At 34.9% G+C, this 18,683-nt stretch carries 15 protein-coding genes; 13 read left to right on the top strand and 2 right to left on the bottom strand.

Annotated features, from left to right (window positions below; all coding sequences use genetic code 11):
• Positions 1-195: 195 nt before the first annotated feature.
• The 8 genes from NX902_RS20730 (at position 196) to NX902_RS20695 (ending at position 10,976) form a co-directional block, all read left to right on the top strand.
• A complete protein-coding gene (locus NX902_RS20730) occupies positions 196-1,860 on the top strand; it encodes a sugar ABC transporter substrate-binding protein (protein WP_171510006.1) in 1,665 nt (554 codons plus the stop codon).
• Positions 1,861-1,981: 121 nt separating this feature from the next.
• On the top strand, positions 1,982-2,938 hold the full coding sequence (locus tag NX902_RS20725) for an ABC transporter permease (RefSeq protein ID WP_095329823.1): 957 nt from the start codon (positions 1,982-1,984) through the stop codon (positions 2,936-2,938).
• A 16-nt stretch (positions 2,939-2,954) separates the two neighbouring features.
• Complete coding sequence (locus tag NX902_RS20720) at positions 2,955-3,836, top strand: carbohydrate ABC transporter permease (RefSeq protein ID WP_095329863.1); 882 nt, start codon at positions 2,955-2,957, stop codon at positions 3,834-3,836.
• 68 nt (positions 3,837-3,904) lie between these two features.
• Positions 3,905-5,035, top strand: coding sequence for a glycosyl hydrolase family 8 (locus tag NX902_RS20715; protein ID WP_095329824.1), 1,131 nt, complete (start codon positions 3,905-3,907; stop codon positions 5,033-5,035).
• 31 nt (positions 5,036-5,066) lie between these two features.
• On the top strand, positions 5,067-6,653 hold the full coding sequence (locus NX902_RS20710; RefSeq protein ID WP_095329825.1) for a glycoside hydrolase family 43 protein: 1,587 nt from the start codon (positions 5,067-5,069) through the stop codon (positions 6,651-6,653).
• The gene (locus NX902_RS20705; protein WP_123258311.1) at positions 6,646-7,251 is read left to right on the top strand and encodes a YesL family protein; all 606 of its coding nucleotides are present in this window, start codon (positions 6,646-6,648) and stop codon (positions 7,249-7,251) included. The genes NX902_RS20710 and NX902_RS20705 overlap by 8 nt, the downstream gene beginning before the upstream one ends.
• A 304-nt stretch (positions 7,252-7,555) precedes the next feature.
• Positions 7,556-9,268, top strand: a complete 1,713-nt coding sequence (locus tag NX902_RS20700; protein ID WP_341123241.1) for a sensor histidine kinase — start codon at positions 7,556-7,558, stop codon at positions 9,266-9,268.
• Between the two features lie 112 nt (positions 9,269-9,380).
• Complete coding sequence (locus NX902_RS20695) at positions 9,381-10,976, top strand: response regulator (RefSeq protein ID WP_341160960.1); 1,596 nt, start codon at positions 9,381-9,383, stop codon at positions 10,974-10,976.
• Positions 10,977-11,094: 118 nt separating this feature from the next.
• Here NX902_RS20695 and NX902_RS20690 read toward each other — a convergent pair whose 3' ends face one another.
• Entirely contained in the window at positions 11,095-11,766 is a 672-nt protein-coding gene (locus NX902_RS20690) for an NAD(P)H-dependent oxidoreductase (RefSeq protein WP_095329829.1), read from the bottom strand.
• 840 nt (positions 11,767-12,606) lie between these two features.
• On the opposite strand from NX902_RS20690, the gene NX902_RS20685 reads away from it, so the two are divergent.
• Positions 12,607-13,182, top strand: coding sequence for a TetR/AcrR family transcriptional regulator (locus tag NX902_RS20685; protein WP_047943829.1), 576 nt, complete (start codon positions 12,607-12,609; stop codon positions 13,180-13,182).
• A 34-nt stretch (positions 13,183-13,216) separates the two neighbouring features.
• Positions 13,217-14,671 carry a DHA2 family efflux MFS transporter permease subunit gene (locus NX902_RS20680; protein ID WP_371471514.1) on the top strand — a complete coding sequence of 485 codons (1,455 nt, stop codon included), beginning with the start codon at positions 13,217-13,219 and terminating at the stop codon, positions 14,669-14,671.
• A gap of 94 nt (positions 14,672-14,765) precedes the next feature.
• On the opposite strand, the gene NX902_RS20675 is transcribed toward NX902_RS20680, so the two are convergent.
• On the bottom strand, positions 14,766-15,506 hold the full coding sequence (locus NX902_RS20675; protein WP_095329831.1) for an SDR family oxidoreductase: 741 nt from the start codon (positions 15,504-15,506) through the stop codon (positions 14,766-14,768).
• Between the two features lie 148 nt (positions 15,507-15,654).
• Between NX902_RS20675 and NX902_RS20670 the strand changes: the two genes are divergently transcribed.
• The 3 genes from NX902_RS20670 to NX902_RS20660 all read left to right on the top strand — a co-directional run bounded on the left by NX902_RS20670 (position 15,655) and on the right by NX902_RS20660 (position 18,673).
• Entirely contained in the window at positions 15,655-16,536 is an 882-nt protein-coding gene (locus tag NX902_RS20670) for an AraC family transcriptional regulator (protein ID WP_341123239.1), read from the top strand.
• Between the two features lie 269 nt (positions 16,537-16,805).
• On the top strand, positions 16,806-17,732 hold the full coding sequence (locus tag NX902_RS20665; RefSeq protein ID WP_204259868.1) for an ABC transporter permease: 927 nt from the start codon (positions 16,806-16,808) through the stop codon (positions 17,730-17,732).
• Between the two features lie 23 nt (positions 17,733-17,755).
• Entirely contained in the window at positions 17,756-18,673 is a 918-nt protein-coding gene (locus tag NX902_RS20660) for a carbohydrate ABC transporter permease (RefSeq protein WP_095329832.1), read from the top strand.
• Positions 18,674-18,683: the final 10 nt, after the last annotated feature.

The raw sequence follows: 18,683 nt of genomic DNA, 5'->3' as shown, positions 1-18,683 counted from the left end.
ATGTCTTTTTTGTGTATTCTCTTTAGAATGTATGGATGAAAACATTGTTTACATTTGTTATGGTTGATGAAGAAAGCGTTTTCTTTATTAGAATGAAAAGGGGGAGATAAGGAAGACCTTGCTATCTTTTATTTTATATGGAGTATATACATTTCTTTATTCTTATTGGTTGAACAATTATCCGGAGGTGTACAGATGAAGAAGATAGTATCCGTTTTATCTTTGTTTTTAATAGGTTTATTAGTGCTCTCAGGCTGCGAATCAGATAAGGAAACATCGTCTAATGTGGATGAAAATGGAATAAAAACTTTTACTGCATTTATGGCTGTGCCTGGTAAAGAATTACCGGATGATAATAGAATGATGAATAAAATTGCTGAAAAAATAGGAGCAAAAGCAGATGTTACGTGGTTAACAGGACAAACCGCTTCTGAGCGAATCGGGGTAATGATTGCAGGAGGTGAATATCCTGATTTTATTGATGGATCAGATGGTACAGCTGCATTAATCAATGCTGGTGCATTAATTCCATTAGAGGATTATTTAGATGATTATCCCAATATTAAAAACTTGTATACGGATGCTCAATGGAATCAAATTAGACATGAGGATGGACATATTTATATTATTCCGCAATTTGGTGTCGTTAAAGGGCAGAATATGGCAGTTAACCATAGTGATGAAGCATTTTGGATTCAAAAGCGCATTTTGGAATGGGCTGATTATCCTGAAATCACCACATTAGATGAATATTTTGATCTAATTGAAAGCTATCTTAAAGAAAATCCTACTTCAGAGGATGGCCAGAAGAATATTGGATTTTCCATTTTGTCTGATGATTGGAGATATTTCTGTTTAGAAAACCCACCGCAATTTTTAGCGGGATATCCTAATGACGGAGCTGCGGTTATTGATCCTGTAACAAAGGAAGCAAAAGTTTATGATCAAATTCCAGAAGCAAAAGAGTATTACAAAATCCTAAGTGAGAAATTTGCCAAAGGAATAGTTGATCCAGAAACTTTTACGATGTCTTATGATCAATATATTGCAAAAATTTCTTCAGGGCGTGTATTAGGAATGGTTGATCAATATTGGCAATTCCAGGATGCAGAAACTTCTCTTAAATCACAAGGTTTAGATCATCTAACTTATGTTCCGCTTGATTTAGTCTTAGATAAAAATGTTACACCGCAATATTTTAGTCCGCCAACATTGAATGTTGCAAATGGTCTTGGTATTAGCATTAGTAATAAAGATGTTGAGGGCTCCTTGAAGTTCCTAAATGACTTACTTGATCCTGAGGTGATGGTTATGAGAACTTGGGGAGAAAAGGGCGTTGATTATGAAGTAGATGATAAAGGTTTATTCTATCGAACCGAAGAACAACGTAAAAACGCAAAAAATCAGAATTACGTGACGAATAATTTTTCTGATTATAATTATTTCCCGACATACACTGGAATGCTGGAAGACGGAATCAATGCTGTATCTCCAGGTGAACAGCCAGATGAATTCTATGCTACTTTATCTGATTTGGATCGAAAAATTCTTGATGCTTATGGCTATAAAAAATGGACAGATTTCTTAACACCAGTGAAGGAAAATGCACCTTGGTATCCTATTTATTCAGCGACAAATGGATGGACTGCCAGCACACCAGAAGGAATTTCAAAAGAAAAAATGACGGAAGTAAAGCAGCAGTGGTTACCAAAAGTTATTATGACATCACCAGATAAGTTTGAAAGTGCTTGGGATGATTACATGGATGCTTACAATTCTCAAGTTGATGTAAAGGCCTATGAAGATGCCTTAACAAAGGAAGTACAACGAAGAATCGAAGTCTCTGAATCTAATAATTAAAAATGCTGGTAATGATTATTTAACGAAATATTGGGGTGCGCCCTGAAATATAGGACGTTTTCCCAATCCCTTTCGTATTAAGGAAAGGTGTGTGTAAAGGGTGCAGCAGGAGAAACCGGTAATGTTAGAAACTGTCGTACAGCCATCTCCGAAAAAGGTAGGTTCTTTAAAAAAATTATTTAAAAAATGTAAAGAGCAAAAAGAATTAGTGTTGTTATCTATCCCCTTTGTAATTTATGCATTAATTTTTTATTATGCTCCTCTTAGTGGCTGGTTAATGGCTTTTCAAAATTATCGGCCAGGAAGAGGAATATTTGAACAAGAATGGGTGGGGCTAAACAATTTTAAATTTCTCTTTTCTGATCCTACATTCATTAATGTAGTCCGTAATACGTTAGCAATGAGTATGATAAACCTAGTGCTAGGATTCATTTTTTCTATTGGATTTGCACTTCTATTAAACGAGGTAAGAAATAAAACAGTCAAAAAGTTTATGCAAACCGTTTCTTATCTTCCTCACTTTTTATCCTGGATTATCGTGACAGGAATTGTTATGGAAGTATTGTCTCCGGAAACAGGTATTATCAATCAATTATTGTTAGTTTTTGGCATAATTGATACACCTATTAACTTTTTTGCAGATCCCAAATACTTTTGGTGGATTGTAGGCTTTGCAAATGTATGGAAATCAACTGGATGGGGAAGCATTATTTATTTAGCGGCAATGGCATCGATTAATGAAGAACTGTATGAGGCAGCATCTATTGATGGAGCGAATCGCTTAAGAAAAATTTGGCATGTTACATTGCCGGGGATTAAACCAACTATCTTTATTCTCTTATTAATCAATATTGGAAATATATTAAATGCTGGATTTGAAGTTCAATATTTATTAGGAAATGGATTAGTGCAAGGAGTATCGCAAACAATTGATATCTTTGTTTTAAAATACGGAATTAGCTTAAATAACTATTCATTAGCTACTGCTGCTGGAATATTTAATGGAATAATTAGTCTTACCTTAATCTTCATTGCTAACCACTTAGCGAAAGCAGCGGGAGAAGAAAGACTATTCTAAAGGAGGATGGAGAGTGATGAAAAAGGTCTATTATTCTGATGTACTTTTTGATATTTTTAAATGGATTTTTTTACTGTTTTTTATTCTTGCAACACTGTACCCCATTTTAAATACGCTAGCAGTTTCCTTTAATGATGGATTAGATTCTATTAAAGGAGGAATTTACCTCTTTCCAAGAGAATTAACACTTGAAAACTATATAACTGTATTGAAAAAAGATACGCTTATCCAAGCTTCTATTATTACTGTTGCAAGAACGGTAATTGCTACAATCGTTCAATTATTTCTGACTGCTCTTTTAGCCTATATATTAAGCAGAAAGGAATTTGTATTTAGAAAATCTATTACATTGCTCTATATCTTTACTATGTATTTAAATGCGGGGTTGATTCCGAATTACCTTTTGATGAGTAAATTAGGATTGTTAAATAGCTTTTGGGTGTATATTATTCCGGGAATGATAAGTGCGTTTAATATGTTAGTTATCCGCACGTATATTAATGGATTACCGGAGAGTTTAGTGGAATCGGCCAAAATGGATGGTGCATCTCATTTTAGAATATTTATAAGTATTATAATGCCGCTATGCAAACCAGTTTTAGCAACAGTTGCATTATTTATAGCAGTATACCAATGGAACTCTTGGTTCGATGCGATGTTATACAATGGATTTAATGATCGATTAACTACATTACAATATGAATTAATGAAACTGCTTTCTTCTGTGACGAATCAAGGTGCAAATGCGGATTCTATGAAAAATTCGTCTTCTATGGTCACTCCTACATCAATACGAGCCGCAACAACCATTATTACAGCATTGCCGATTGTTTGTCTCTACCCCTTCTTACAAAAATATTTTATGAGTGGACTAACAATAGGTGGAGTAAAAGAATAAAGATGTTAAAAATAAGTGATGGAGGTGAGCTGCCTTACTATCAAAACGTGATAGTTCGGTAGATTAATATGGTTAAAGCATTTCAGACGGGGGAATATACTAATTTATTTAAAAAATATGGCTATCAAGAAGAGGAAATTAACAATCGCTTAGCGCTTATTTGGCAAACGTTATTTTTCGGAAAGGAGGAGGAACGAATTTATTATGAAACAGATAACCAGATGGGATATGTGGTAGATACGGGGAATAACGATGTAAGGACAGAAGGTATGTCCTATGCAATGATGTTAAGTGTGCAATTAGATCAAAAGGAAGTATTTGATCGGTTATGGAAATGGACAAAAACATATATGTGGATGGATTCTGGTGTTCATGCTAACTATTTTTCATGGTCTGTTTCACCCGAAGGAGTAAAAAATTCTTATGGACCAGCTCCCGACGGAGAAGAATTTTTTGCAATGGCATTATTTTTTGCTTCGCATCGCTGGGGAGATGGAGACGGAATCTTTGAATATTCAAAAGAAGCGAAAGATATTCTCCACTATTGCATCCATAAAGGAGAAAACAATGATGGCTTTCCAATGTGGAATCCTGAAAATAAGCTTATCAAATTTATTCCAGAAGTAGAGTACTCTGATCCTTCCTATCATTTGCCCCACTTTTATGAACTTTTTTCCCTATGGGCAAATGAAGAAGATCGTGATTTTTGGAAGGGAGCAGCGGAAGCGAGTAGAAGCTATTTGTTAAAAGCATGTCATCCAGTTACGGGGCTTACAGCAGAATATGCCGATTATGATGGAAATCCTTACTATGACAGCGAGCATTTCTACTTTTATAGTGATTCGTATCGGGTAGCGGCTAATATTGGCCTCGATTACGAATGGTTTGGCAAAGACGAAGAATTAAGAAATTGCGTGGCAAAGATTCAAAAATTCTTTTGCGAAACAGTCAAAGGAGAAGAGGATTACGTTTATGCTATAGATGGAACAAAGGTGGAGCAGAATGTGTTACATCCTGTTGGCCTATTAGCAACAAATGCGATGGGTTCCCTTGCAACAGAAGGAAAGTTTGATTATGCGAAAGACTGTGTAGAGAAATTTTGGAATACCCCCCTTAGAACGGGAGAGCGGAGATATTATGATAACTTTCTTTATAGCTTTGCGTTTTTATCGTTAAGCGGAAATTATAGAATATGGTAGTGCTATTTTTGAGAAGAAGGGATGATCGGCAGTGCAGACTTTTAAGAATCCAATTTTAAAAGGATTTTCGCCTGATCCATCTATTTGTGTAGTTGGAGATGATTATTATTTGGTTACATCCACTTTTTCTTATTTTCCTGGTGTTCCGATCTACCATAGTAAGGATCTTGTTAACTGGGAATTAATCGGAAATATATTGGACCGAAAATCGCAGCTTCCCCTATCAGATGTTACACATTCTCAAGGAATATTTGCACCTTCTATTAGGTATAACAAAGGAATTTTCTATATGATAACGACAAATGTTCCAAATGGTGGAAACTTTATTGTGACAGCAACTGATCCAACAGGACCCTGGTCTGATCCATATTATTTAGAAGGAGCAGCAGGAATCGATCCAAGTCTATTCTTTGATACAGATGGAAAAAGCTATTATGTAGGGACAAGGCCCAATCCCAAAGGAGTGCGCTACAATGGAGACTGGGAGGTATGGCTACAGGAAATAGATCTAAAATCTATGAAACTGATTGGAGTCAGTACAAAACTTTGGAAGGGTGCTCTAAGAGAGGCAATTTGGCCAGAAGGACCACATTTATATAAGAGGAACGGTTATTATTATTTAATGATTGCAGAAGGTGGCACTTCGTTTGAACATTGTGTCACGATTGCGAGAAGTGAAAAAATTGATGGTCCGTATATAGGAAATCCATGTAACCCTATTCTTACACATAGGCATCTTGGACGTGATTATCCTGTATGTAATGTAGGGCATGGCGACTTAGTGGAAACAGCGGATGGGCAGTGGTATATGACTTGTCTTGCAAGTCGTATTTTTGACGGATATAGCAATTTAGGCAGAGAGACATTTCTAGCAGAAGTAGTCTGGGAGAGTGATTGGCCAGTCATTAATCCGGGATTAGGAAGGTTAGCAAGAGAGCAGATGCACAGGCTGCCACTTTTTCCAACAGAAACAGTAAATCCCCGAATTCTGTTTGAACAACCTTTAGATAAGCGGTTATTATTTTTAAGAAATCCTGATATAGAAAAGTATGTTTTTGATGAAAGAGACGGTTGGTTAAGAATGTACGCTTCCCCACATACAATCGCAGATATTGCATCCCCTTCTTATATAGGGATTAGACAACAATCCATGTGGTATACGCTTAAAACGAGGCTGGATTTTACTCCGCAACAAAATGGGGATGAAGCCGGGCTTGTCATTCTGCAAAATGATCGTTATTCTATTCGCTTTGTCTCAGGATTGTTTGATGGAAAAAGAGAATTGAGAGTCATAACAAATTATAATGGGGAAGAGAAGCTGGAAGAACGTATAGTAGAGGATTCTCGTAATTTAACCTTAAAAATAAAAGGCGATTGTCAAAAACTCCATTTCTATTATTCTCAAGAAGATGGCGAGGAAATAGAAGTGGTGAAGAATATAGATGCACATATCCTAAGTACGGAAGTGGCAGGAGGATTTGTTGGTTGTACAATGGGAGTTTATGTAACTAGTAAATCGGATCTTACAAACAGTTGTTATGCAGACTTTCAATGGTTGGAGCAAGTAAACGAGGAAGTAGAGCTGCATGTAACAGAAAAGGTGAAACAGTATGAATAGGTTAATGAATGGCATATATATGAGGAGATTGACAAAGGTAGCTAATTTATTATATTTAAGTATTCTTTGGACAGTATTTTCGTTACCTATCATTACGATTGGGGCATCAACGGCTGCATTGTATTATGCAGCCCATCATGCTATTAGAGAGGAAGAGGGATATATATTTCAACAATTTTGGAAAGCGATGAAAAGTAGCTTTAAACAGGCTACTATTACTTGGGTATTTTTTGTAGCTGCCATTTCTGTGTTTTATTACAATAGTCTGTTTTTAGGAGCGCAAACAAATGGGAGTGTTGTATCTATAATAGGGCAAACAATATTTCTTCTGCTTATCCCTTTGGTATGTTGTTGTTTTATTTATGCTATCTCCTATATAGCGAGATTTCAATCCCCATTAAAAATTGTTTGGAAAAATGCTGCCATTTTAGCCATCAGCCATTTGCCTAAATCGCTATTTCTATTAATACTTCTAGTGTTTTTTATAGTTAGTATATGGTTATTACCAATATTAGTTGTAATCATTCCTGCATTTTTCTCCTATATAATAAGTCGCTATATGGAAACTATATTCTCCAGCTATTTGAAAGAAAAATAACAGGAGAGTGTGGGGGAAAGAAGAGGAATTAAGCACAGACTATAACTAAATCTTCAAAGAAATATAGCAATACTGATTTATATGAAAAAAATCTCTATCTAGTAGTAGTGAATAAATGGTAGAATACGCATTGTGGAAAACGCTTACAAAACAAATGGACCAGAAGTCGCAATCGTTTAATATTTCTGTCTGAGTATGGTAGATAATAGCCTTTAGCTTTACTATTTGTGTAGAGACTGGTTTGGAAGGATGGGAAAAAAATTTGCTTGCACTGCTTCTGAATAATATAAAAATAAAGAAAAAAATGGTACTAATTTATTTATTAGCTGTAGTGATTCCTATCGTTCTTACTAATTTAGTCATTATCCATTCCATTCGAGAAAATGAGGATATTCAAAAAAATAAATCAATGGAGATTACGATAGAACGGCTGAAATATCATCTTAATGAGAGCTTCAACGAGATTACGGAAGTATCCAATTATATTAGTAGAGATTTGAAAATCAACGAATTTCTTCAAAAAAAGTATAAAGATAATGTAGATTATTATAGTGACTATATTTCCCTTGTTCAAGAAAACATCATTAATAATTTTTATGTATCTCAAGCGTTGGAAAGTATAGAAATATACACTACTAATCCAACTATTATTAACGGTGGGGTTTTTTGGAATTTGCGAGCGGTCGAGCAAACGAATTGGTATAGAATTTACAAAGAGAATAATCATAATATGATTTTATATCCTTATTATGAAGAGAATAAGCAATTCCCACCAAAGTTAGAGTCGAATCGAACGATTAGTTTTATAAGAGAATTACCAAATAGAAGCAACGGATATAAAAGTATTGTAAAAATAAATATTAATTATTATCGATTATTGGCAAATATCAAAAATGAAGATACGAGTAATAATATTGTAATAGCATATAATGATCAGGTTATTTTTAGTAATCAGGGCTCAGAGAAAAAGAATACCATATTCCGAAAATTAAAATCAAAAGAAAAATCCAGATTTAATCTATCTGATTCTTTTCTAGCAATCAATGATCGATGGGATATCTATATATCTAATAATCAGATTAATATTTTTGATCTCATTGAGAACAAGAAAACCATACTCCTGGTGTTAATAATTTTTAATTTTCTATTTCCCACACTTGTTATTTTGCTTATTAATAAGTCCTTTCAAGATAGAATTGCTCTAACAGAGCAGCATTTATTGAAAGTAGAAAAGGGGATATTCGAAAGAATCAATATAAATGAAGGGAAAGATGAAATAGGTGATTTAATAAGGAGTTATAATTTCATGGTGGTTAAAATCGATGAATTATTAGGTGAAGTGTACAAAAAGGAGAGAGAACAGCAGAAAATAGAATTAGCCAAAACAAAAGCAGAGCTAAATGCGCTTCAAAGTCAAGTAAATCCACATTTTCTTTATAATACGCTTGATAGCATCAGAATGAGGAATTTACTAAATGGAGATCGAGAAAGTGCAACAGTTATTAATGAATTAGCACAGTTATTTAGAAGAATGACCAAATGGAGTGATTCATATTTTGTTACTGTCGAGGAAGAATTAGCATATGTTCAAAGATACTTAAATATTCAAAAATATCGTTTTGTAGATAGATTAAACTTTTCTATCTATGTAGAAGAGGAATGCAAGGAGCATTATATTCCAAAGATGCTGATAGTAACTTTTGTGGAAAATGCCTGTATTCATGGGATTGAGAAAAAGAAAAATGGAGGAGAAATTAGCATCATCGTCTCTACACAAGAGAATGCTATTTATATTGAAATTTTAGATAGCGGAGTTGGGATGGATGCAAAGAGATTAAGGAAAATAAGAGAGGACCTTGAGAAAAATGATGTGACAACATCCAATTGGGAAGAGAGCACAGGAATCTTAAATGCCTATTTACGGTTAAAAATGCACTATCAAGAGGAAGGGGAATTAGAAATTGAAAGCCAAAATTACACTGGAACAGAAGTATACATTAAGTTACCCATTATATAGAGAGTAAGCTGGGAAAAGTATTTCTAAGGCAGGTGTTAATTACTTTTTCATTTAGTGTTTCTTTCACAAATTCATTTTGAATAGGAGAAAGATCATTTAGGAGGAATAAATAATGTTAAAAGTCCTTATTGTTGATGATGAGCCATATATTCGGGAAGGAATTAAAGTCATGATTGACTGGGGAAACTATGGTTTTGAACTTTGTTATGAAGCGGGAAATGGGGAAGATGCTCTTCAAATTATTCGAGACTATGAAGTGGACATTGTTTTTACTGATATAAAAATGCCTGTTATGGACGGACTAGAATTAATTAAACAAGTAAAGCAGAGTATGGATAAGGAAATAAGGTTTGTGATCTTAAGTGGATATTATGAATTTAAATATGCGAAGAAAGCTATTCAATATCGGGTTACTGATTACTTGTTAAAACCAATACAGGAAAAGGAGTTAATCGATTTACTAGAAACCATTAATAAACGATTTATAGTATTAAAGCGAAAAGAAAAAGAGGAAGAAAAAAAGAACAAGGCAATTAATGATTATCATTTAAAAAATATATTATATGATAAATTTACCTTAAAGGACATTGAATTTATCAAAGATAGATATGGAGATTTCAAAAACTATACCTTTATTAATATGGATGTTGTACAAGAAACTAGGCAGGAACGTGTTACAACAGATGAAAAAAAGGAGTGGAGAAATAAGCTGTATAAAGTCATAGAAAAAATGGTGCAGGAAGAGAACTTCCTTATTCTTTATGATATAGAAAATACAAACATGGAATACTCAGTAAGTCTTGTTTGGCAATGCAATCGTTCGGAGGTTTATAGAGCAAATTATATAGAGAAACTTCAAAGAAGATTAATAAGTGAAGTACCGTTCAGGGTGAAAATGTATATCGGAAATACAGTACAGAAAATAGAAGAACTAACTGATTCCTATAATAAAGTAGTTTTAGGAAAAGAATATGAATATTTTTATTGTGCCGATAAATCAATCATTTATTGCGATAATACACCAGTATTTTCTTTAGAGCAATATCACTTATCTCCAAAACGGATAAATCAATATATGGATAGTATATCAGAAAATAATGAGCAAAAAATAACCGTCATTGTTAAAGAAATATACGATGAATTTCAACGGAAATGTCTGCATCCTCAATTAATAAAAAACAATCTTACTCTGTTAATTTATCAATTAACAGATCTATGGAACAAGAATAATAAACGGAATTTTTCTAATGATGAGTCCTCGCTGTTTATTCATGATCAGAAGAATATTTTATCTGGAAAAATTTCAATGGATGAGTTTTTAACCTATTCATTACATTTTGCAAACTATTTATATAGTATCAGAAATTATTCATCAAAAGACATCTTAATTAAAATTGAAAGGGACATTGAAGAGCGCTATATGGAAAAATTGAGTTTAAGAAAATTAGGAGATAAATATAATATAAATAGTGTATATTTAGGCCAATTATTCAGTAAAAAATATGGAGTAGCGTTTAAAGATTACTTAAATGAATATAGAATAGAAAAAGCATGCCAGCTTTTAGAAGAAACAGATGATCGTATTTATCAAATAGCGACAAATATAGGTTTTCAGAATCCTGATTATTTTATAAAAAAATTCCTGCAAGTTAAGCATGTGACCCCTAGAAAATATCGTCTTATATCTAGAAGTATAAAGGAAGCGTAAAGAAAAGATGCATGGAGACAGTATAAATAAAGAACTAGTTATCCCTTTTTAACTCTCCCCGCATTGAATACATTCACTAAAGCGGGGAGAGTTTCTGTTAAGCAATTTTAAACAATACTTATACCCACGTCACCACATCGTCAAATTCTCTGCGTGTTTTTGGATATGGATCTTTCGCACGATAGCCGAATGCTACCATGACGGAAATACCTAAATGGCCATCTTCTAAAAGTCCTTCTTCATCTAATAACTGATTCATTTTTTCCATATGAAAGCCCTCTATAGGACAAGAATCGATGCCGATTTGGGCAGCAGCGGTCATCATATTTCCAAGCGCGATATAGGTTTGTTTGGAAGCCCAGTCAAATAAAGCACGATCGGTATCTAAGCGGAAATCCTCCTTTTGGAATTCTTTTATCCGTTCAATCATTTTTGGAATCACTCCAGCAGGAAGCTTGGATACATTGGTAAACTGTTCTTTTAAATAGGTAGAATTATAGGCTGTATCTAATTTTGTTCTAGCTAATAAAATCACAAAATGGCTAGCGGCTGGAATCTTTGTAGACGCTCCCCAAGATGATTGTTTTATTTTATTTAGCAATTCTGGATTTTCAATCACAAGAAATTTCCAAGGCTCAGTACCAAATGAGCTTGGAGAAAGACGAGCTGTTTCTAAAATAAACTTCATATCACTTTCAGGAATCTTCTTCTCTGGATCAAATTCTTTTGTAGCATGACGAAAATGATAGGCAGCAAGAATTTCCTGTTTTAACTCTTCTTTATTGCGCATAATTTATCTCCCTTCTTATATACCATCTGATTACCCAGTACTTCTTTAAGATAACCAATTTGTTTATGAGTATAGCATAGGAAATTATTGTGGTAAATCAGTCTGATTTCTCTTCATATATTTCCATTATTTGTGTATGACATATATATAAGTTCCATTAATTTACAACAGGAAAGAGGAGAGTAGGCGAATGAAAAGCAAGAACACTGGCATATCTTTTTATTGCTTCTTAGTTTATTGTTGTCTTTATTCTAGCTAACATGAGGCGGAAGTTATATGATGAAACAGGATTTAACATTGGAATTGGGAACGATTATCTCGGTTATAGCATATTAGCAAGTATATTTATCATCCCTTTAGTCGGATTGATATTCGGATTTAAAGGCGAAAAAAGTCGCTTGAAATACCTTTCTATTGTTGGAAACCTATTAGTATTCTTGACAGGGGGCCTCTTATCAATGGCTTTAATTGTTTATGACTTCCTACCACAATAAGCGGGATAAGTCTTCAGCCTGCTTTAAATTATCACTGGCATATCTTTCTTAAAATAAATACCCCCCAAAACAATTAGACGAATGTATTTTTACGATGTCCGTCTAATTGTTCTGGGGGCTATTTGGTTGAAATATTTATGCCAGTCACTTTTATGATGAAACAATTGTACCGGCATCTTGGTGAAGAGTATAAATGAAAACCCTTTACTTTAAAAATAAGTAAAGAATCAGTAATTTTTCTATAAAAAAGAAGCAAAATCAGCTATTATCTTCTTGACACTTCTAGAATGCCACATTAATATTATGTAGACCAGTTGTTATAATAATTTTAAGAAGAGATGATCTAATGAAGAAAGGCAACAATAAAAAAGAAGCAATTCTAACTACTGCAACGAAACTATTTCAACTGCAAGGATTCCATGCAACGGGTCTTAATCAAATAATTGATGAGAGTGGTGCTCCCAAAGGCTCTTTGTATTATCACTTTCCAAACGGGAAAGAAGAAATTGCATTAGAAGCAATTAAGCGAATGCGAGAGCTAGTAGTAGAGAAAATGAAAGCAGACTTATATAGTGGGGAAACTCCTGTGGCTGCATTTCAACAACATGTGAATTCTATCGCAAATGAATTTGATCAGATGGGCTGCAGTGCACTTGAAGGCTTGCAAATTAGTTTGATTGCTTCTGAAACAGCGTTAACACATGAAACGCTGCGCTTGGCATGTGATGCTACTTTTACCGATTGGCAGGCGCTTTATACAAATAGGCTAGAGGACTTTGGCTTTGCAGAACCTCTGGCAAAGGAACTGGGTATTACGTTAAATGCAATGATAGAAGGTGGGTGCATGCTTGCTCTCACGAATAAGAGCAGTAACCCCCTGCGTTGCATTTCGAATCAAATAGCAGTGCTGTTAAAACAGTGATTTTTTTGGATTTAAAGGAGGAAAAGAAATGACAATGGATATTCCCGCTAAAGGCGAAACAATTGGGAAAACGGAGTTTAAGACGGTGCCGATTATTGCCTCCTTTTTAATTGCGGGCTTTATTGGATTATTTAGTGAAACGGCACTGAATATGGCGCTAAGAACAATTATTACGGATTTTAGTATTAACGAAACAACCGTACAATGGTTAACAACAGGTTATTTATTAACACTTGGAATTTTAGTTCCTGTATCAGGACTTATTCTACAATGGTTTACGACAAGACAGTTATTTATTACTTCCCTTATTTTTTCGATTTCGGGAACGCTTATAGGAGCAATCGCGCCTACCTTTACAATTTTAATGGTTGCTCGTGTTGTTCAGGCAATTGGTACAGCACTATTATTACCGCTTATGTTTAACACAATTCTTGTGTTAATTCCACCGCATAAACGGGGGAAAGTAATGGGAATGATGGGGTTGGTCATTAGTTTTGCTCCGGCAGTAGGGCCAACTATTTCTGGGTTAATTCTTCGCTCCCTTACTTGGCACTGGATTTTCTGGATTTCCCTGCCACTGCTTGTGGTTGCGCTTGTATTCGGTAGTATATTTATGCAAAATGTAACAACATTAACGAAGCCAAAGATTGATATTTTATCGATTATTTTATCAACAATTGGATTCGGTGGTATTGTTTACGGGTTTAGTAATGCTGGAGAAGGCGGCGGATGGGGCAGCTTAGAAGTGATTATTTCTATTGCCATTGGACTAATAGCATTAATCTTGTTTGCTATTCGCCAAGTGAAAAGTGAGCAGCCGATGATGAATTTAGGTGCTTTTAAATATCCAATGTTTGTTATAGGTTTAGTACTTGTCATCATGATTATGATGGTTATGCTTTCATCCATGATTTTATTGCCGCTATATTTACAAAATGTGCTTGCATTAAGCACATTTACAGCAGGATTACTACTTCTGCCAGGTGGTTTAATTAACGGATTACTTTCGCCAATTATGGGAAGTCTCTTTGATAAATTTGGGCCAAAATGGTTAGTTATTCCTGGTCTTGCACTAGCAACTCTTGCATTATTTGGTTTCTCTACAATTGATATTGATACATCATCAGGTTTTATTATTGCTTTGCTGATTGTATTAATGATTGGTGTCTCTATGGTAATGATGCCGGCACAAACAAATGGCTTAAACCAATTGCCGCCTGAATTATATCCACATGGAACTGCAATTATGAATACGTTGCAGCAAGTTGGTGGAGCTATCGGAACAGCAATTGCTATTTCTCTTTTAGCTTCAGGTTCAGCGGAATATATAGATAGTGCTGCGACCGATTTAACCAACCCGTTAAGTCCATTGCTTGCCTTTACAGCTGGTGTACAAAAATCATTTAGCTTTGCGATTATTGTTGCAATCATTGGTCTAGTTCTATCGTTCTTTATCAAACGAGTGAAAGTAGACCATCCATCTCATTAATAGCAAAATAATATAATGAAAAATCGATTGGAAGAACATCGATTTGCACTTTTCAGTGTGAATCCGATTCTTTCAATCGATTTTTATCTTACAATTAAACCATTCCACCATTAACGCGAAGGGTCTGACCTGTAATCCAACGAGCATCTTCACTCGCTAAAAAGGCGACAACTTTTGCGATATCGTCCGTTTCTCCGAAGCGGCCGAAGGCGTTTAGTTTTTTTAGGTTTTCTAATTGTTCAGGGCTTTTGCCATCCATAAACAGCTCGGTATTTGTAGGACCAGGTGAAATCGTGTTTATAGTGATTTTTTTGGGACCAAATTCTTTTGCCAGCTGTCTTGTAATTTGTTCGACAGCTCCTTTGGTTGCTGCATATAGGCTGTAACCAGGGAACATCATTCCTGCTACAGAAGTGGAGAAATTAATAATTCTTCCATCAGCCTCCATATGCTGAAGCGCTTGTTGGCAAGCAAAATAAGTTCCTTTTACATTGATGGAGAAATGTAAATCAAATTCTTCTTCTGTTACAGCCTTTAATGGTATGGTGTGCATTATGCCAGCGTTATTAACAAGAATATCTATTTTTCCAAAGTGCTGAAGCGTTTCTATAAATAAACGTTCTACCTCTTTAACTTTACTGACATCTGCTTGAACTGCAATAGCTTCTCCACCTTTATTCACGATGCTTGCGACAACTTCTTTGGCTTTTTCTGAGCTACTTGAATAGTTAATTATCACCTTCGCCCCTAATTGAGCAAGTTCTTCTGCGATAGTTGCTCCTATTCCTCTCGATGAACCAGTTATAATAGCGACTTTATCTTGTAAATGCTTCATTTCTTCCTCCCATAGCTAATTATTAGTCTTTAGATAACATACTGTAATGATAAGAAAACTTTCAGCAAGAGTGATAGAAGATTTCTGTATAATCTTTGCCTAATTCTCCAAATAAGAGGTAAAATGTATGAAAAGTAGGGGGGATATGGTGAATAATAAAAATGAGTTAACGGATCTAGTAGAAAAACACTTTAAAACAGATGGTACACACGCAACAGAAATTAACCATCTAAGCATTGTACGAGCATCCACATTAACAGAACCGCTTCATTCTATTGTCGAGCCTTCTGTTTGTTTCATTATACAAGGTTCCAAAATAGTGATGTTGGGGGAGGAGATATTTCGCTATGATTCCAGCCAATATCTAGTTATATCTGTGCATCTGCCTATTCGCGGGAAAATAACAGAGGCTATGAAGGAAAAGCCATATTTATGTATTAGACTTGGATTTACGACAGAACAGATTTTAGAAGCAGTTGCTAATCATAAGGAAGTAGTTTCAGATCCTCCTAAAAGAGCGATGCTTGTAAATAAAACCACCTCTGAAATGTCAGATGCCTTACTTAGATTAATAAGGCTGCTTGATACTCCAAAGGATATCCCTGTGCTTGCGCCATTATATCAAAAGGAAATATTATATCGGATTTTACAGAAGGAGGATGGTGATCAGATAAAGCAATTTGCCATTTTAGGAACCCATGCCCAGGCGATAAAAGAAACCATTAAATTGATAAATCAGGCATATGCCCAGCCGCTTCGCGTAGAGGAACTAGCTAAAGCTGTGAATATGAGTCTTTCTTCCTTTCATCATAATTTTAAGTTGATTACGGGTATGTCTCCTTTACAGTTCCAAAAAATGATTCGTTTACAGGAAGCGCGCAGGTTATTGATAGCTGAAGGATTGGAAGCTGCAGAAGCAGCCTTTCAAGTTGGATATGAAAGTCCGTCGCAGTTCAGCAGAGAATATAGCAGAATGTTTGGCTTGCCGCCGAAAAGCGATGTGAAAAAATTACAAGATAATTGGAAATGAGGAAAACCTACTATTTGAAGCACAAATGGCAGGTTTTCTTTTTATGGTGGAAATCATTAAGTTTTCAGAAGTGGCTGTGATTGAGTACATATTAAGGATGTAACCTTATTTAAGATTTTGTTCATCATCTTTATATTCTAACTCCAAAAACATATAATTCGTTTAGTTTTTCCTATAATTTGTTTATTGGTTATCACCCTCTTCGATATTATAATTTAGCTATACAAAAAAAAGAAAGCGTTTTCTAAAAAGGGGGGAGGGATAGAAAAATGGCCATGTTACGAAATTTGTGGAGAAATAAGGCCTTTTTGTTAATGGCATTGCCTGGAACTATATGGCTTATTCTATTTTTCTATATTCCGGTATTCGGGAATGTTGTAGCATTTAAAGATTTCCACTATTCAAGTGGCGGATTTTTTCAAAGCTTGCGGGAAAGTCCATGGGTTGGGTTTGATAATTTTAAGTTTTTATTTTCTTCCAATAATGCTTACTTGATTACAAGAAATACTGTTTTATATAATGTTGCGTTTATTGTGTTAGGGTTGATTTTTGCTGTTTTCTTGGCAATAGTACTCAGTGAACTGCGTTCTAAAAGAATGATTAAGATTTATCAAACTTCGATGCTATTTCCGTATTTTTTATCATGGGTTATTATCAGTTATTTTGTCTTTGCATTTTTAAGTCCAGATAAAGGTCTAATGAATAGTATCCTTACTCTTTTTGGTGGAGAAGAAATTAATTGGTATAACGAGCAAAAATATTGGCCATTTATTTTAATCGTCTTAGGAATATGGAAGGGTGTCGGCTATAATAGTGTCATTTATTTTGCGAGTATAATGGGAATCAACTCGGATTATTATGAAGCTGCGATGGTTGATGGGGCATCGAAATGGCAGCAGATAAAAAATATCACGATTCCGCAGCTAGTACCTTTAATATCTATTCTATCTATTTTATCCGTCGGCAATATCTTTAGAGCTGATTTTGGATTATTCTATCAAATCCCGAGAAACTCAGGTGCTTTATATGAAGTAACAAGTGTCTTAGATACTTATATCTATAACGGACTAACAAGTACAGGTGATATTGGGATGACAGCAGCTGCAGGTCTTTATCAATCAGTTGTCGGCTGTATTTTAGTAGTTCTGGCTAACTTCATTGTTCGCAAATTTGATGAAGAATCTGCATTGTTTTGAGGAAAGGAGGTCCAAATCATACAGTGAAAAAGAAAAAAATAGAGCATGTTCGAGTCCGAACCTTTAATCGAAAAACAAATATCTTTTTTAATATCATGGTAGGCTTGTTTGCCTTCTCTTGTATTTTTCCCTTCTTATTCGTAATTATTATATCGTTTACAAGTGAAACAGCCTTGATAACGAATGGATATGCATTGTGGCCAAGTGAGTGGAGTATTCAAGGGTACACATATTTAGCTGATTTAAAAACGCAAATTATTCAATCCTTGTTTATTACCGTATTTGTAACAGTTGTCGGAACCTTTATCAATGTTGCATTCACATCAACCTATGCTTATGCCATCTCTCGGCCAAATTTTCGTTATAAGCGATTTTTCACTATCTTCGCTTTAATTACGATGTTATTTAGCCCTGGAATGGTCCCAAGCTATATTGTGATGACGAATATGCTACAGTTAAAAGATACCGTGTGGGCCCTTATTCTTCCTATGGCTTTAAGTCCGTTTAACATCATCGTAATGCGAACATTCTTTAGAAGACAGGTGCCAGAATCGATTATTGAATCTTCCCGTATTGATGGGGCAAGTGAAATGAGGATCTTTACACAAATTGTTTTACCATTAGCGGTGCCAGGAATTGCAACAATAAGCCTGTTTGCCGCACTAGGATATTGGAATGATTGGTTTAATGCACTGCTATACATTCAAAGTGATAATCTAATTCCACTGCAATACTTATTGATGAAAATCCAAAGCAATATTGATTTTATGACCCAAAATGCGGGCTTAAGTGGAAACTTATCTGGTGGCCTTGCCGCTATTCCAAAAGAGGCTACGCGAATGGCGATGGTTGTGATCTCTACCTTGCCGATTGCGTGCAGCTATCCATTTTTTCAACGTTATTTTGTTAGCGGCTTAACAATTGGCGGGGTAAAAGAGTAAGTAAATAAAA

Source organism: Niallia sp. FSL W8-0954 (assembly GCF_038005605.1).
Classification (GTDB): Bacteria; Bacillota; Bacilli; order Bacillales; family Cytobacillaceae; genus Niallia; species Niallia circulans_A.
This window is presented reverse-complemented; position numbering and strand designations above follow the sequence as displayed.

What these genes read in the sequence shown, in the direction of transcription:
- NX902_RS20730 (WP_171510006.1), top strand. Translation starts at nt 196, where the DNA reads ATGAAGAAGATAGTATCCGTTTTATCTTTGTTTTTAATAGGTTTATTA.
- NX902_RS20725 (WP_095329823.1), top strand. Translation starts at nt 1,982, where the DNA reads ATGTTAGAAACTGTCGTACAGCCATCTCCGAAAAAGGTAGGTTCTTTA.
- NX902_RS20720 (WP_095329863.1), top strand. Translation starts at nt 2,955, where the DNA reads ATGAAAAAGGTCTATTATTCTGATGTACTTTTTGATATTTTTAAATGG.
- NX902_RS20715 (WP_095329824.1), top strand. Translation starts at nt 3,905, where the DNA reads ATGGTTAAAGCATTTCAGACGGGGGAATATACTAATTTATTTAAAAAA.
- NX902_RS20705 (WP_123258311.1), top strand. Translation starts at nt 6,646, where the DNA reads ATGAATAGGTTAATGAATGGCATATATATGAGGAGATTGACAAAGGTA.
- NX902_RS20700 (WP_341123241.1), top strand. Translation starts at nt 7,556, where the DNA reads ATGGTACTAATTTATTTATTAGCTGTAGTGATTCCTATCGTTCTTACT.
- NX902_RS20695 (WP_341160960.1), top strand. Translation starts at nt 9,381, where the DNA reads ATGTTAAAAGTCCTTATTGTTGATGATGAGCCATATATTCGGGAAGGA.
- NX902_RS20690 (WP_095329829.1), bottom strand. Translation starts at nt 11,766, where the DNA reads ATGCGCAATAAAGAAGAGTTAAAACAGGAAATTCTTGCTGCCTATCAT.
- NX902_RS20685 (WP_047943829.1), top strand. Translation starts at nt 12,607, where the DNA reads ATGAAGAAAGGCAACAATAAAAAAGAAGCAATTCTAACTACTGCAACG.
- NX902_RS20680 (WP_371471514.1), top strand. Translation starts at nt 13,217, where the DNA reads ATGGATATTCCCGCTAAAGGCGAAACAATTGGGAAAACGGAGTTTAAG.
- NX902_RS20675 (WP_095329831.1), bottom strand. Translation starts at nt 15,506, where the DNA reads ATGAAGCATTTACAAGATAAAGTCGCTATTATAACTGGTTCATCGAGA.
- NX902_RS20665 (WP_204259868.1), top strand. Translation starts at nt 16,806, where the DNA reads ATGGCCATGTTACGAAATTTGTGGAGAAATAAGGCCTTTTTGTTAATG.